Raw genomic sequence first — 14324 nt, 5'->3', positions numbered from 1 at the left:
TCAAGCATTACGGGGGTGGGGGCAATGCCTCCGCTTCGAGCCAATCTGGGTCGATTTCCGGCAGCGGAATTGCATCGAGCAACGCGCGCGTATAGGCCGATTTCGGGTTGGCGAAGACCCGTTCGCAGGCCCCCGCCTCGACTACCTTGCCGGAACGAAGCACATAGACGCGGTCGCAGATCGCGCGAATGACGCTGAGGTCGTGACTGATGAAGGCCATGGACAAGCCCATGTCCCGCGACAGGTCCTTCAACAGGTTGAGAACCTGCGCTTGCGTCGAGACATCCAGACCCGAGACAATCTCGTCGGCCAGAACGAAGTCCGGTTCGAGAAGGGCGGCACGGGCGATGCCTATACGCTGACGTTGGCCGCCTGACAGTTCGTGAGCGTTGCGGCTGAGCACAGCCTTGGGCAGGGTGAAACGGTCGAGAATCCTGAGTACCTTAACCTCGGCTTCAGCTGCGTTACTGGCCAAGCCGTGCAGGAGCATTGGCTCCACCAGGATACGACGAATGGAATGGCGTGGATTGAGCGATGCCATCGGGTCCTGAAAGACCATCTGCATACGTCGACGCAAAGGCCGCATTCTGTTGTCGGGCAGGCGGGTGATATCCTGTCCGTCGAACCGGATTTCGCCAGCGGAGGTATCGACGAGACGCAACAGCGCCCGGCCTAGCGTAGTCTTCCCCGACCCGGACTCGCCGACAATGCCAATCGTCTCGCCACGTTCGATGTCGATATCGATGCCATGCAGCACTTTATGGCCAACGGACTTGCTGAAAAGTCCGCCAGCGCCGTAAGCGACCTCTACGCCGCGAGCTGTGAGAAGCATATTGCTCATCAATTTATTCCGATCTCGGCGCGTAGTTGCTCGAACACCGATTGTGGCACAGGCTCCAGGCCAGCATCGGGGCGGTCGTAGCGCGGGCCAGCTGCCAGCAGGGCTTTCGTGTAGATGTGCTTGGGGTGCTGCAGGACGTCCGCAGTGCTGCCCTGCTCGATAACCTTGCCGGAATAGAGCAGCGTTACGCTGTCACATATTTGGGCAACGACGCCGAGATCGTGCGTCACGAAGATCACCCCCGTGCCATGAGCGCGCTGCATACCGCGAATAAGGCGCAGGATTTGCTTTTGCACGGTCACGTCGAGCGCGGTCGTTGGCTCGTCCGCAATCACGAGCTTGGGTTCGAGCGCAAAGGCTGAGGCAATGAGTACGCGCTGGCGCATGCCGCCCGACAGTTCATGCGGATAAGCACGCAGAACGCGCTCGGGATCGCGGATATGCACTTCTTCCAGCAAGGCGAGCGCACGTTCTCGGGCGGCCTTGCTCGATAGGCCGCGCTTGAGGCGCAAGCCATCGGTTAGTTGTGCCTCGATGCGACGGCCGGGATTGAGCGCTGTCTGCGGGTCTTGGGGGATCAACGAAATCTCGCTGCCCATGATCTGGCGCAATTGCGGTGCGGGCATGGTCAGCAGGTCGCGGCCTTCAAAATCAATGGCACCACCGGTAATGCGGACCGTGCGTGGCAGGATGCCAAGCAGTGCTTTGGCGATGGTCGACTTACCGGCGCCGCTTTCTCCGACGAGGCCTCGGACCTCGCCGCGCTCGAGCGTCAATGCGACGTCGCGAAGAACGGGCGCGCCGCCATCCCGATCCGAGACTGCCGAGAGGTTATTGATGGAGAGAAGGGGTGCGGTCATCGGCGCATCATCGGGTCAAGGGCGCGGCGAAGGCCGTCGCCAAGCTGGTTGAAGGCAAGAACGGTGAGGAAGAGCATTATGAGAGGTGCTACCAGCACCCACCAGCCCTGATAGATGATCTGTCGACCCTGCGCGATCATACCGCCCCAAGTCGGTGTATCGGAGGAGACTGAAAGGCCGACGAAGGAGAGAATGGCTTCGACGATTACGGCAATGCCCATTTCCAGACTTATGAGTGCGATCAGGACCGGGCCAACATTGGGCAGGATCTGGCCGATCAGAATCTTGAAGCGAGAGAAGCCGAGAACCTTCGCTGCCGTCACATAGTCCATCTGCGCCTGTGCCATGGTTTCCGAACGAACGACGCGACAAAACCGCGTCCAGTCGATGATAACGATGGCTGCGATTACAGAATGAACGCCCGCGCCGAAGACCGCAACCAGAAGGATTGATAGCAGGACCGGCGGGAAGGCCATCCAAATATCGACGAGGCGGGAGATGATGGCATCCACCCAGCCGCGATACCAACCAGCGAGTAGCCCGAGTGTAGTGCCGACCAGTGCTGAAAGACCTGCGGCGACGAAGGCAACGAGCAGGGCGATGCGCGTGCCGTGGATCAGGCGTGAAAGCACGTCGCGGCCAAGATCGTCGGTGCCAAACCAGAAGCCGGGTTCGGCGCCCGCATAGCCTGCCGGGGGCAGGGTGGCGAGCATCAGGTCCTGTTCGAGCGGATCCTTCGGTGCGAGCCAGGGCGCGAAGATGGCGACCAGTATCAGACAGAGGATAAAGCCGCCGCCGAGGATCACCTTGGGTTCGGAAAGCGCAGCGCGCAGTGACTTAGCCATGGCGCAGCCTCGGATTGAATGCGGCGACGAGCGCGTCCACCAGGATATTGATAATGATGAACAGCGCACCGAAGACCAGAACAAGGCCTTGAATGAGCGGCAGGTCGCGATTGATGACGGCGTCGATGGCCATATTCCCGATACCGGGATAAGCGAAAATGCGCTCGACGACGACGGTGCCGCCAATCAGGAAGGTGAACTGGACCCCGGTTAGCGCGATGGTCGGACCAACGGCATTGCGCAGTGCTTCTTGTAGCACCAGTCGTAGCGATGACATACCCTTGAGCTTGGCGAGCAGGATATAGTCCTGCACCATGGCTTCGAGGAGCGCCTCCTTCAGCACGCGGGCGATAATCGCCGCAAGCGGTAAGCCAAGCGCCAGCACTGGCATGGTCATATGCGAGGCGATGTCAGCGAACTGGGCAAAACGCAGGCGCAGCAAGCTTTCAAAAAGATAGAAAGGAGTGGCGAAATCGCTCTGCACGCTCGGGTCGATGCGCCCGGATAAAGGCAATACCGGGAAGAACACACCCAGCAACAGCACAAGCGCCAGTGCCCAGACGAAGTCCGGCACAGCCAGCACCACGCCGTTGACGGTATCTATGACGGGTTCGGCTGGTGTGCGGCGCACGAGGGTGCCGACAACAGCTACGGCGGTGCCGAGCAATATGGCGAACAGAAGCGCGACGAATGCCAGCTCAAGGGTTGCCGGAAGGCGTTCTGAAAGCAATTCCAAAACATTGCGGCGCAGCGAGATGGATGTACCGAAATCACCTGAAAGCAGTGACGTTAGCCAGATACTGAACTGGTTGAAGATACTGCCATCCAGCCCATAGTTCGCGCGAAGCTGTGCGATCTGTTCGGGGGTAGCGCCCGGGGAAATCATCATAGCGATCGGGTCGCCAGGAACGACGCGCAGGAGGACAAAAACCACAACCGCAACCCCGAACAGGGTCACCGCCGCGAGAACCAGACGGTTCAGGATTGAAAGAGCAAGCAGTTGCATGGGTATGAAGCCTCACGCAGGCAGACAAGGATGCTATGCGAGCGTGTCCGGCTGAAGAAGCCGGACAACAATCTAGCAAGGGAAGACCGGAACACTGGGTGCTCCAGCAACGCGCAATCAAGCCCTCGATATGAGGGTCGGCTGCAGTGCGCCCGAAACGTTCGGAATGGCCTTCAGCGTCGATTTGTAGATGATTGGCTGTGCGTATTGCAGCAACGGCAGCACGTAACCCTGCTCCGCAATATACTTGCAGACGGCTTTCCAGCCGGCGATGCGCTTGGCCTCGTCTTTCTCGCCCCATAACGGCGCGATCATGTTGTCGAGGTCATCCGTGTTCCACACCGAATGCGGGGAGGGGCCAAACATAGCAAATCCCGTAGAGGTGGTCGGGTCGCCGATTGCATTGCCCCAGTTGTAGAAGGCAGCGGGCGCAAGTTGGTCGGCAGCGCGCAGCTCATAATGCTTGGCGATTTCGTAGACCTCGATCTCGGCTTCAATGCCGACCTTACGCCACATGCCCACGATGGCCTGAACCATTTCGTAGTCTTTCGGCTTCAGGCCCCGCGTGGTCTGGATCTTGAACTTCACGGGCTTGTCGGTCGAATAGCCGGAGTCGGCCAGCAGCTTTTTGGCAAGGGCAGGGTCGTAGGGAACCTTGATCGATGGATCGTAGGCCGAGTATTCCGGCGCTTCGAGCGTATCGATTGGTACGCCATAACCGCGCAGCAGGCGCTTGACGATGGCTTCCTTGTCAATCGCATGACAGGCGGCCAAGCGCACGTTCTTGTCGTTCATAACCTCGATATTGTTGATGAAGATCATGCCAATATCGGAGATCGGGGTCGCAACGCCTGCAAGGCCTGCTTTTTCCTTCAGACGGTCGAATTCCTCATAGGGGATTTCCAGCGTGACATCGGACGAACCGGATTCGATCTCGGCGACGCGGCTGGTACCATCGGGCACGAACTTGAAGATTACTGTCTCGAAAGCGGGCTTGCCGCCCCAATAGTTGGGATTAGCCTTGAGCCGCAGGAAGGCGTTGCCTTCATAAGCATCAACCATATAGGGGCCAGTACCAATGGGCTTCTTCTCGAAACCTTCCGCGCCGACCTTCTCGTAATAGGCTTTGGGCAGGATGTAACCGGTGAGGAAAGCCATCCACATGAAATAGGTGGGTTCGAAGCGCAGCACGTCGCCGGTGATCTTGTTGCCTTCGATCTTGTAATTGCCAGCCGTGGACCAGACGAACTGGATCGGGTTGCCGGTCTTGTCGTTGGCGGCGCGTTCCAGAGCCCAGACCACGTCTTCCGGGGTGAACGGCGATCCGTCATGCCAGGTCACGCCTTCGCGGACATCCATCCAGACCTTGGTTTTGTCGTCGTTCCAGCCCCATGCGGTCAGCAGACCCGGGACAAATTTAAGATCGGGATCCTGGCCGATATATTGGTCGAAAATCGAGCGATAGATTGCCTGGATGGTCGGATTGACCGCCGACGGACCGACGGTCGGGTCGAAGGACGGGAGATTGACATTGAAAGCGATGGTGAGCGTGTCGGCTTCTGATGCCTGCACTGGCACGCGCCCTGCCAGTATGCTTGAAAAAAAGGCAGCAGCGCCCATACCCAGCGTCTGGCGACGGGTGAATTCAGTCATGATTTGCTCCGCGTTCCCCTGATCCCTGGCTTTTTTGAGTGTTCCCCCACTCGCCAAGGTATTTATTGTTCGGAATACTTTAATCTTAAAATAGCGCCGATTGGCTGGCAAGCGAATTGTATACTCTGACAGCAATTTTAAGGCGAACCATATGCTTATGCATATTGTTACTCTATCCACTTCGCCCGTCAATCGTCGAGAGTGTTGGCTCTGTGCGCTGGTATTCGCGGCTTCACGAATATGCAGATAAAGAAATATGATTCTGCATAGGTTTGGTGATGAAGCCGCAAGTGTGGCAGGTGCATGCCCCAACTAGTCGTCAGTCATACCGCATCCTATTTCAGCGAGCACGCGAGCAGCATGCCCGAACCGCCCCCCAATCCCGGACCCGGATGGGTTGACGCGCCAATATGATAAAGACCCGGCACGTGGGTCCGGTGATTGACCGACGACTTGAATGGACGCCAGATGAAAAATTGATCGACGCCGCAGAAACCACCATAGGGGTCACCACCAACGAGGTTCATGTTCATCGCTTCAAGATCGGCTGGCGAATAGGTCTTGCGGGCGATGATGGTCTCGGCAAAGCCCTCGATGTGCTGGGCGAGAATGCGCTCGATACGGTCGGCATATTGTTCGCGCAGTTCGTCAGTCCAGCGCCCATCGGCGGGCGTAACGAGTACTCCCGCCGCATCTCCTTCGATGTGTCGTGGGGTTTCAGGCAATTGCAGCCAGAGGATTGCCTGACCTTCGGGTGCGCGGGATGGGTCAAGCGCGGTTGGTTGGCCGACGCAGATGGTTGGCACCGCTGGCAACATGCCGCGGTCACACTCATTAGCGGCGCGCGAGACACCATTGAGGCCGGGTGTGAGGTGCAAAAGCGCCACTTTCGACAGCTCCTCGCCGCCCTTCCAGCGCGGCGGAGACTTTAGTGCATAGTGGACCTGCATGTTGCCTTTGCCATAGCGATAGCTTTGTAGCCCATCCGCAACGGCTGAGGGCAGCGGTATGCTGGAGTTCTTCAGAAGGCGACCGTAAAGCTGGTTGGGTGTGACAGAGGCAATGACACCCTTGCTCGCCTGCAGAACCTCGCCACTGGCAAGCCGGACACCCGTGGCCTGACCGTTGTGGCCTTCGACTATTGTCTCCACATCCGTTCCGGTGCGGATCGTGCCGTCTTGGTCCTTGATGAGTTGTGCGAAGGCCTTGACGAGATTGTCGGCGCCGCCTTTGACAATCGGGCAGCCAGCGAGTTCGATGGCAAACCCGATGACCCGGAGCATGGCTGCTGAATAGGTGCTTTCCGGATTGAGGCCGCAATGAAGCACCCAGGGCGCAAAGAGCCCGCGCATCACATCGGACCGATAGGTGGTTTCGAGATGATGGCGACCGTTGACAAGCGCCTCGCCGAACCATGCGGCGAGATTGCGGGGGCCGCGCTTCCACGCTTCCTTCAAAACTGTCTTGAAGATGCCGCCGGACCAGAGCGATCCGCCAAGCAGCGAGAACATGAACGGTGCGTCGGCACCCATCCGGTCCATCTCGCGGGCAAAGGACTTGCCGTCGCCCTCGGCGAGCGCGTCGAAGGCTGCGATGTTGGCTTTGCGATCTTTGGACAGGATTGCATGTCGCCCGTCGGCCAGTACGACGCCGGTGGGCAGGTCGGCATGAGCGAATTCGAGGCCTCGTGCCTCCAGGTCTTTGCCAAGTGCGCCATAGGCAGGCGAGGTCAAGAAGAGCACCATTGTCGTTGCCATGACATCGTGGTGGAAGCCCGGCGCAGTGATCTCTTCGGTGCGCAGGCAGCCGCCGAGCCGGTCGTTACGCTCGAGCAGCAGAACCTTCTTGCCTTTCTTGCCGAGCATGGCAGCGGCTACTAGTGCATTAATGCCGCTGCCGACCACGATATAGTCATGTGTCACCATGTTTCGTCGCTCCCCTGAAATTGGCCATTGGCCAGCGCCACGTCGGTTTTTTATCGATTATATCGTCAGTAGTGCGAGTATCGACAGGCCTGTTCCCTGAAGTCCAACAAAGGATTCTCTGACATGGACTTCCCCTCATGCGCTTCTTTAAAAAGCTTGATATGAATTTTCTTGAAGCTTAAAAGATATCATATGTGAATGCAATGAAATGCCTGCGCTCAAAGTTGAGCTTTCCGATGTATCGTGTCTTCGGAGCCATTAACACACGCGGGAAGCGCTTGCTTCAGGGCCTGAGACGTCAGAGGCACTGCTGCCGTCGACTTTCGCAGTTATATGCATTTGAAAATAATTGGGGGGACTAAATGAGCGGAAACGACATGGAGTTTGATGCTATCGTCGTAGGTGCAGGGCACAATGGTCTTGCTGCAGCGGTGCATCTGGCGTCAAAAGGTTGGCGCGTTGCTGTTGTGGAGGCTGCAGCGTCACCCGGAGGGGCGGTGAAGACCGTGGAACTGACGGAGCCGGGTTTCCGTCATGACTGGGCCGCCATGAACTTGTCGATGTTCGCTGGATCAGCTTTTCACGCAAGCTACGCCGCAGACCTCGCTGCTCACGGTCTCGAATTCGTACCCGCACAAAATTGCTTTGCCAGTGTGTTTCGCGACGGCACCCACTTGGGTGTTTCCAGCGACGTAACCGTAACGAACGCCAAAATTGCAGAACTGTCACCTGCCGATGCCAAGGCGTGGGCAGAGATGCTGTCTGATTTCGAGCGCAATGCGCCGCATATTTTCGGCTTGCTGGGCTCGCCGATGCCGTCACTGGCCGCAGTGAAGACAGTCTGGAAGGCTTACCGGGCGCTCGGTATGGATAACCTCTGGCGCATTGGACAGCTTCTGCTGGCGACACCACGTGATTTTCTCGATGCGAATTTCGAAAGCCCCAAACTCAAAGCCATGATGGCAGCCTGGGGTCTGCATCTCGACTTCGCGCCTGACGTTGCAGGCGGTGCGCTGTTTCCCTATCTTGAATCAATGGCCAATCAGGCATTCGGTATGGTCATCGGCAAGGGCGGAGCCGATACGATCATTCGTGCGATGGTGGGACTTCTGCAGAAGAAGGGCGGACAACTCATTCTTGGTCAGCGTGTGGAAGAGATCAGGCTCGACAAGGCTGGAAAGGCGACGGGCGTGGTTCTGTCCGACGGACGCACGTTAAATGCCAAACGGGCGGTGATAGCCAACCTCAACCCCAAAGTGCTTTTTGGCGGTGACATGCTGCCCCCGTCCGCCATCCCGCAGAAGGTTCATAAGGCGACAGATGCCTTTCGTGCCGGACCTGGCACGATGATGATCCATCTTGCTATGGACGAATTGCCAAACTGGACGGCGGGCGCGGAACTCAAGCGTTTCGTTTATGTCCATGTTGCTCCCGACCTCGCCATGATGGCACGCGTCTACGCCGAAGCGATGGATGGATTGCTGCCGGGAGAGCCGGCGCTTGTCGTTGGCCAGCCCACGGCCATTGATCCAACGCGCGCACCCGAGGGCAAGCATGTTCTTTGGGTGCAGGTGCGTGTCCTCCCGGCGGAGATCAAAGGAGATGCCACCGGCGAGATTGCTGGCAGGGATTGGAGCAGTGTGAAGGATGCCTATGCTGATCGGGTTATTGCCATCCTCGAGCGCTATGCGCCCGGGATTGGCGGCTTGATCCGGGCTCGTTCGGTCTTCTCTCCTGAAGACCTTGAGTATGAGAACGCCAATCTTATCGGTGGTGATAATCTAAGTGGTTCACACCATCTCGATCAAAATTTTCTGTTCCGTCCCATTGCGGGCTACTCGCGCTACAAGACGCCTATCCGCTCGCTTTACATGTGCGGAGCCGCCACTTGGCCCGGCGCTGGCACGGGCGCGGGCTCCGGCTTCATGCTTGCAAAGATGCTCGCCGGAAACTGATGGGGTGGTGTGCATACCGAATCGTCTCGGATTGGTGGGTTAGCACTTGACCTGGAATCAGAGTCAATAAAGCCACAACAGATCCGCTTCGGTTAGGTTTTGGCGGAGTGGGGCTAATTTGTCGCTGTTTTCGCTTGGGGATAGTGAAAATGAGAATATATCAGGATGCCAGATGACAACGTTGTCACGATCTGGATCATTCTTTCAAGTCAAGATTCTGGCAAGGGTTGAATTTGGCGGTTTTCAAAGATCTATACTGAGAAGGATTGCTTATCAGGTTAATCAACCTGCTTTGCGGATGTGAAAATAATAGCGCGCTGATCAAATTTGAGGCAGTTGTATATACAAGTTCGTACAAATTTCTATATTTTAAACTTAAGTATAGAATTGTTATAACGCAACTTGTTGTGGCTTTTGTGCAATGGAAAAGCATCAAATGCATTCTGCGGTTGAAATTTTGCGCGCCACTTATTGCAAATATAGAAATATCGTGAATATTTCGGCCCAGAACGTGATTTCCTCAAGGGCCGGAGCCGCATTTCATGAAATCTATTTCATCCAAGCGCATTGATATCAAAGAAGAATTATTGAATACCATCTACTCGTATAAGAATGTGGCTCTGATTTCTGTTGCGGCGATGATGGGCGGTGCTGGTTCTGCTGAAGCGCAAGTCGTTATTCCAAGCTCAACATCAACGATCAATCTTCAAACCTTGAGCCCGGGATCATCTAATTTTGACGCCCCTTCAACGACCGTCGTGAATGCTACATCGTCCACGGGCGTTAATGCCAATGGTGCGCAAAACTGGGTGGTGACAAATTCCGGGTCGATTTCTGGACCATCTGTCGGCATCAGCCTGGGCAGCGCTGCGGGCACCAACACATCCACGTTCACCAATTACGGAACTGTCACGAATACCTCCTGCGGGACCGGAGCAGGTTTCTGCGCCAGTGTGATCATCCGCGGTGCCGGTACGGTTACCAACGAAACCACTGGCAGCCTGGTGTCGGCATCTGACGGAATCTACGTTGGGGGGAACTCCAGCGTGATCAATAATGGTCTCATCAATGCCGGCCTGACCGCTGTCTATTTTGGTTCGACGGGCACATTTTTGCAGTCGAGCACTGGGAGCATTATTTCAGCGAATTATGGTGTCTCGGTCGACAGCGGCCCTGTAACCGGCAATAATTTTGGTCTGATTTCAACAAGAGGCAGAGGGTTAGGCGGTACGGGCTATCTTACGTTCACCAATGAAACAGGTGCAACGATCATTAGTTCCAACAATGACGCGGTACGATTTGAGACCGGTTCGACCGGCAATTTAACAAATAATGGAACGATCACAGGTTCCACGTCGGCGAGCGGTACGGCGGGTGTTAAGTATGATACGGGCGGCAGGGGTGGCGCGCTTATTAATACCGGTACCATTACGGGTGTCAGGGGTGTTATAGTTCGCACGAACAACACAACGATCGATAATTCCGGAACAATTACCGGAAACACCGAAGGCGTCTATATTTCGACATCGGGCGTAGTTACTTCTTTTCTGAACCAAGCTGGCGCCACTATTACCGGCGGAACTTATTCCATTAACAACCTTGGCACCATTTCCAACGGTATCGACAACTACGGCGTGCTTCAGGGCAATGTCCAGTTGACTGGCGCAGCGCTGAATCTGCTGGGGACCAGTAGTGCGGTCAATGGCACAGTCACTGGCAATACCAGCTCGGCCATCAATGTAGGCTCCGCTTCGCAGACCGGTGAATTTACAGTGAACTACACCGCTGATGTTGGGACAATCTCTGTTGCTTCCGGCAGTGCACTGACACTGGCCGACGGCATAAACTGGACGGCATCTGTCGCGAGCGACGCAGCAATTTCCAATGCCGGAACCACCATCCTTGGCAATGGCAGCAGTCTCACTGGCAACACCAGCAATGCCGGCCTGTTGACCCTGAGCACTGGCAATAGTGTAGCCGCAAGCATCGTGGGCAATCTGACCAATGAAACCAATGGCGTCATCAAACTTGGTTCGAGCTCCGATAGCGCCGGAAACACGCTGACTGTCACCGGTAATTATATCGGCAATGGCGGTACGGTGGCGTTTAACACCGTTCTCGGCGACGATAGCTCATTAACGGATCAGTTGATCATCAGCGGCGATTCATCGGGGACGTCCAGCGTTCAGGTGACGAATGTCGGCGGAACCGGGGCACCAACCGTTGAGGGCATCAAGATCATCGCCGTTGCAGGCGATTCAGCTGCCCAATTTTCGCTGTTGGGCAATACGACCTATGATGGCGATCAGGCTGTTGTAGGCGGCGCATACGCCTATCGTCTCTATCAGGGTGGCGTAGCCACGCCAGCTGACGGTAACTGGTATTTGCGTTCGTCTTTGGTACCGACAACACCCGTTGATCCCACAACACCGGTCGATCCTACAACTCCGGTCGACCCCACTACGCCGGTTGATCCTACAGTTCCAGTCAATCCCGGCGAACCAACGGATCCGACCACCTCTGTCCCTCCTACCATTCCGCTCTACCAGCCGGGTGTGCCAAGCTATGAAGCTTATCCTCAGGCGCTGCTTGGTCTGAACGGTTTGCCCACTCTGCAACAGCGTGTTGGCAACAGGTTTTGGGTTGGCAATGGCAACAGGGTAATTTCGCAGGGCGCAGATCCGGTAGGGACACCTTACGCAGCACCCGAAGAAGCCGGGCCTTATATTGACACCAACGGCATATGGGGGCGCATTGAAGGTTCGCATACCAGCATCGATCCTCGCCGCTCCACTTCAGGTACGGATTTCAATCAAAATGTCTTTAAACTGCAAGCCGGTATTGATGGATTGCTGGCAGACAATGAAAGCGGAAAGCTGATCGCAGGCATTACAGCCCATTATGTACACGGCAGGACCGATACGGACTGGCGTTATGGTGCTGGCGGATATGGCGACGGAGAAATCCGCACGGATGGTTATGGATTTGGCGGTACACTGACCTGGTATGGTGAAAACGGCTTCTATATTGACGGTCAGGCACAGGCGACATGGTATAAAAGCGATCTGAGTGCCAATCCAAACGGAGATTTGACTGAAGGCAATGACGGTTTTGGCTACTCGCTGTCCGTTGAAAGCGGAAAGCGCATCGCAATTGACCAGAAGTGGTCCATCACACCGCAGGCGCAGCTGGTCTACTCGAACGTAGATTTCGACAGTTTCCGGGATGTTTTTGGTGCGCGCGTGAGCCTTGATGATGGTGACAGCCTGCAAGGTCGCCTTGGCCTCACACTTGATCATGAAACGTCATGGCAAAATGCGAACGGCCTTATCAATCGGGCACACATCTACGGAATTGCGAATATGTACTACGAGTTTCTTGAAGGTACGAAAGTCAATGTTTCGGGTGCAAGCTTTGCCAGCAGTGGCGAACGCATCTGGGGTGGGCTCGGCATTGGTGGCACCTATAACTGGAATGACGACAAATATTCGATCTATGGCGAGGGGCTTGTTAACACCAGCCTGAATAACTTTGGTGATAGCTATTCCGTCAAAGGACAGGCCGGTTTCCGTATCAAGTGGTAACGGCCAATTGTTAGGTCCGGTCAACCCCGCTTTCAAATGACCGGCCTATCGCCGCTGCCAGTGGAACCCTTAACGACTGGCAGCGGCTCTTCGGCCAAAGGCATTCCAAACCGATGTTTTGGGTAACAAGTAACGTTGTTATGGATTGAGTTTTAATCGCCGGATGAGCAGTTCGGTATTCATAGACAGATATGAACTTCCTACCGTTGAAGTCAGCTCAATCATCGAGGATTACCACGCAATCTATGGTGATAAGGCAAGCATTATGGCGGTCTGCTTCGCCTTGGACGCGTGGACTGCAGGTGGAGATGAAGCAAAGTCCAGATGGGCGACAGCTCTCAAACATACGAGCCCGTAAGCAGTGCCATTCGTTCAACGGAAACACGTTCCTGGCTGACAATCCAATGCCGTCGCGTGCACGTTGTGGCAGTTCTTTCCCAATGGTCGATCTGGTGCCTTTCAGGCGTTAACTCGAGGTGGTGAACGCAGCTTGCCTGAAACACTGCGTTCACCACAATCGCGCTTAAACAGGCTCGGCCAGCACCTTGAGTGCGTTACCACGAATGGATGCGTAGTCTGGGTAACGCTCGTTGCCGAGCTGCTCAAGTTTAGAAAGCTGGACAGATGTGTCAAAGATGAACTTTGCCCGTTCATAGCGGCGCTTCATGAAGCGAGCCAGCGCGTCGCTGAGAGCGCCTTCTGCCGCGAGCTCTTCAGCCAGCACGATGGCGTCTTCGACAGCCATGACGCCGCCACTTGCCAGATGCGGCGTCATTGTATGTGCCGCATCGCCAATCAGTACGGAACGCCCGCGATACCATGGTTCGGTAACGAACAACGTCTCGAGTGGCCGATAGATATAGGCGGTGCTTTCGATCAGCGTCGGTCGAATGGCTTGTGCGAACGGTTCTGTGTATTCCTCAAGAAGCTCGGTCATCAGGTTGCGCGTGCTTTCGGGCGTCACCCAGATATTCTCTTTGAGGTTCAGCATCAGATAGGCGTAGATTTCATTGCCGGGCAGGGGAAATATGCCGAATTTGGTCGTTGTACCCTTCAGGGTCATGCCTTCGGTCAAGCCGATATTGTTGGGCACAATCCAACGCCATACACCCTGCCCGCCAAATTCCGGCTTGAGCTCCTTGCCAAATGTCAGTTCGCGAACTTTTGAATAAGCGCCATCGGCACCGACGACTAGGTCCACGGTACGTGTTGTACCATCTGACAAGCCAACTTTTGCAGCGGTCTCACCTTGCTCGATAGCATCGACGGTCACGCCTTCAAGAATGGAGATGCCAGCATTGGTTGCGTTCTTCATCAAAACATCGGCCAATGCGGCGCGGGAGAGTGTCACATTTGAAGGCAGTCCGTTGCCGGACTTGGCGACATAAGCCAGATCGGCAATTGGCTTGCCGGTCGCGTCGCCATAGAAGATCGAATTGCTGGAAGTGCCCCGCGCCACGATTTGCGAAGCGATGCCGTAGCGGTCGAGCAATCGCAGACCCGTAGGCCCGATACCAATGCCCGAGCCGGATGGATGTGGATCGAGATCGACGACCTCGACGCCAATCCCTTGCGTTTTCAAGACGATGGCCAGGCACAAGCCGCCCACGCCGCCGCCAACGATCAACACGTTGTTCACAGCCGCCATTTTCAAA

Annotated in this window: 9 protein-coding genes; 2 read left to right on the top strand and 7 right to left on the bottom strand. The window is 56.0% G+C overall.

Translation table 11 applies throughout. The features are described 5' to 3' along the window. Nucleotides 1-7 precede the first annotated feature (7 nt). From FGI60_RS06020 to FGI60_RS05995, 6 genes are all read right to left on the bottom strand, one after another. A complete protein-coding gene (locus FGI60_RS06020; RefSeq protein ID WP_138784365.1) occupies nucleotides 8-841 on the bottom strand; it encodes an ATP-binding cassette domain-containing protein in 834 nt (277 codons plus the stop codon). Then, on the bottom strand, nucleotides 841-1701 hold the full coding sequence (locus tag FGI60_RS06015; RefSeq protein ID WP_138784364.1) for an ABC transporter ATP-binding protein: 861 nt from the start codon (nucleotides 1699-1701) through the stop codon (nucleotides 841-843). The genes FGI60_RS06020 and FGI60_RS06015 overlap by 1 nt, the downstream gene beginning before the upstream one ends. Continuing rightward, nucleotides 1698-2546 (bottom strand): ABC transporter permease, encoded by an 849-nt coding sequence (locus tag FGI60_RS06010; protein ID WP_138784363.1) that lies wholly within the window; start codon nucleotides 2544-2546, stop codon nucleotides 1698-1700. Before FGI60_RS06010 ends, FGI60_RS06015 begins: the two co-directional genes overlap by 4 nt. Further along, complete coding sequence (locus FGI60_RS06005) at nucleotides 2539-3546, bottom strand: ABC transporter permease (RefSeq protein ID WP_374843060.1); 1008 nt, start codon at nucleotides 3544-3546, stop codon at nucleotides 2539-2541. Before FGI60_RS06005 ends, FGI60_RS06010 begins: the two co-directional genes overlap by 8 nt. A 123-nt stretch (nucleotides 3547-3669) precedes the next feature. Continuing rightward, entirely contained in the window at nucleotides 3670-5205 is a 1536-nt protein-coding gene (locus tag FGI60_RS06000) for an ABC transporter substrate-binding protein (RefSeq protein ID WP_138784361.1), read from the bottom strand. 335 nt (nucleotides 5206-5540) lie between these two features. Continuing rightward, on the bottom strand, nucleotides 5541-7130 hold the full coding sequence (locus FGI60_RS05995; RefSeq protein WP_138784360.1) for a phytoene desaturase family protein: 1590 nt from the start codon (nucleotides 7128-7130) through the stop codon (nucleotides 5541-5543). Nucleotides 7131-7492: 362 nt separating this feature from the next. Here FGI60_RS05995 and FGI60_RS05990 point away from each other — a divergent pair, with 362 nt between their 5' ends. Both FGI60_RS05990 and FGI60_RS05985 read left to right on the top strand, forming a co-directional pair. Beyond that, nucleotides 7493-9085 (top strand): phytoene desaturase family protein, encoded by a 1593-nt coding sequence (locus tag FGI60_RS05990; RefSeq protein ID WP_235889745.1) that lies wholly within the window; start codon nucleotides 7493-7495, stop codon nucleotides 9083-9085. A 542-nt stretch (nucleotides 9086-9627) separates the two neighbouring features. Continuing rightward, entirely contained in the window at nucleotides 9628-12669 is a 3042-nt protein-coding gene (locus FGI60_RS05985) for an autotransporter family protein (RefSeq protein WP_138784359.1), read from the top strand. Nucleotides 12670-13192: 523 nt separating this feature from the next. Here the strand turns inward: FGI60_RS05985 and FGI60_RS05980 are convergent. Continuing rightward, nucleotides 13193-14317 (bottom strand): FAD-dependent monooxygenase, encoded by a 1125-nt coding sequence (locus tag FGI60_RS05980; RefSeq protein WP_138784358.1) that lies wholly within the window; start codon nucleotides 14315-14317, stop codon nucleotides 13193-13195. Nucleotides 14318-14324 lie beyond the last annotated feature (7 nt).

It is taken from the genome of Brucella haematophila (assembly GCF_005938105.1).
In the GTDB taxonomy this organism is placed as follows: domain Bacteria; phylum Pseudomonadota; class Alphaproteobacteria; order Rhizobiales; family Rhizobiaceae; genus Brucella; species Brucella haematophila.
Note: the sequence above shows the minus strand (reverse complement) of the source record. Positions and strands in the feature narration are given on the sequence as shown.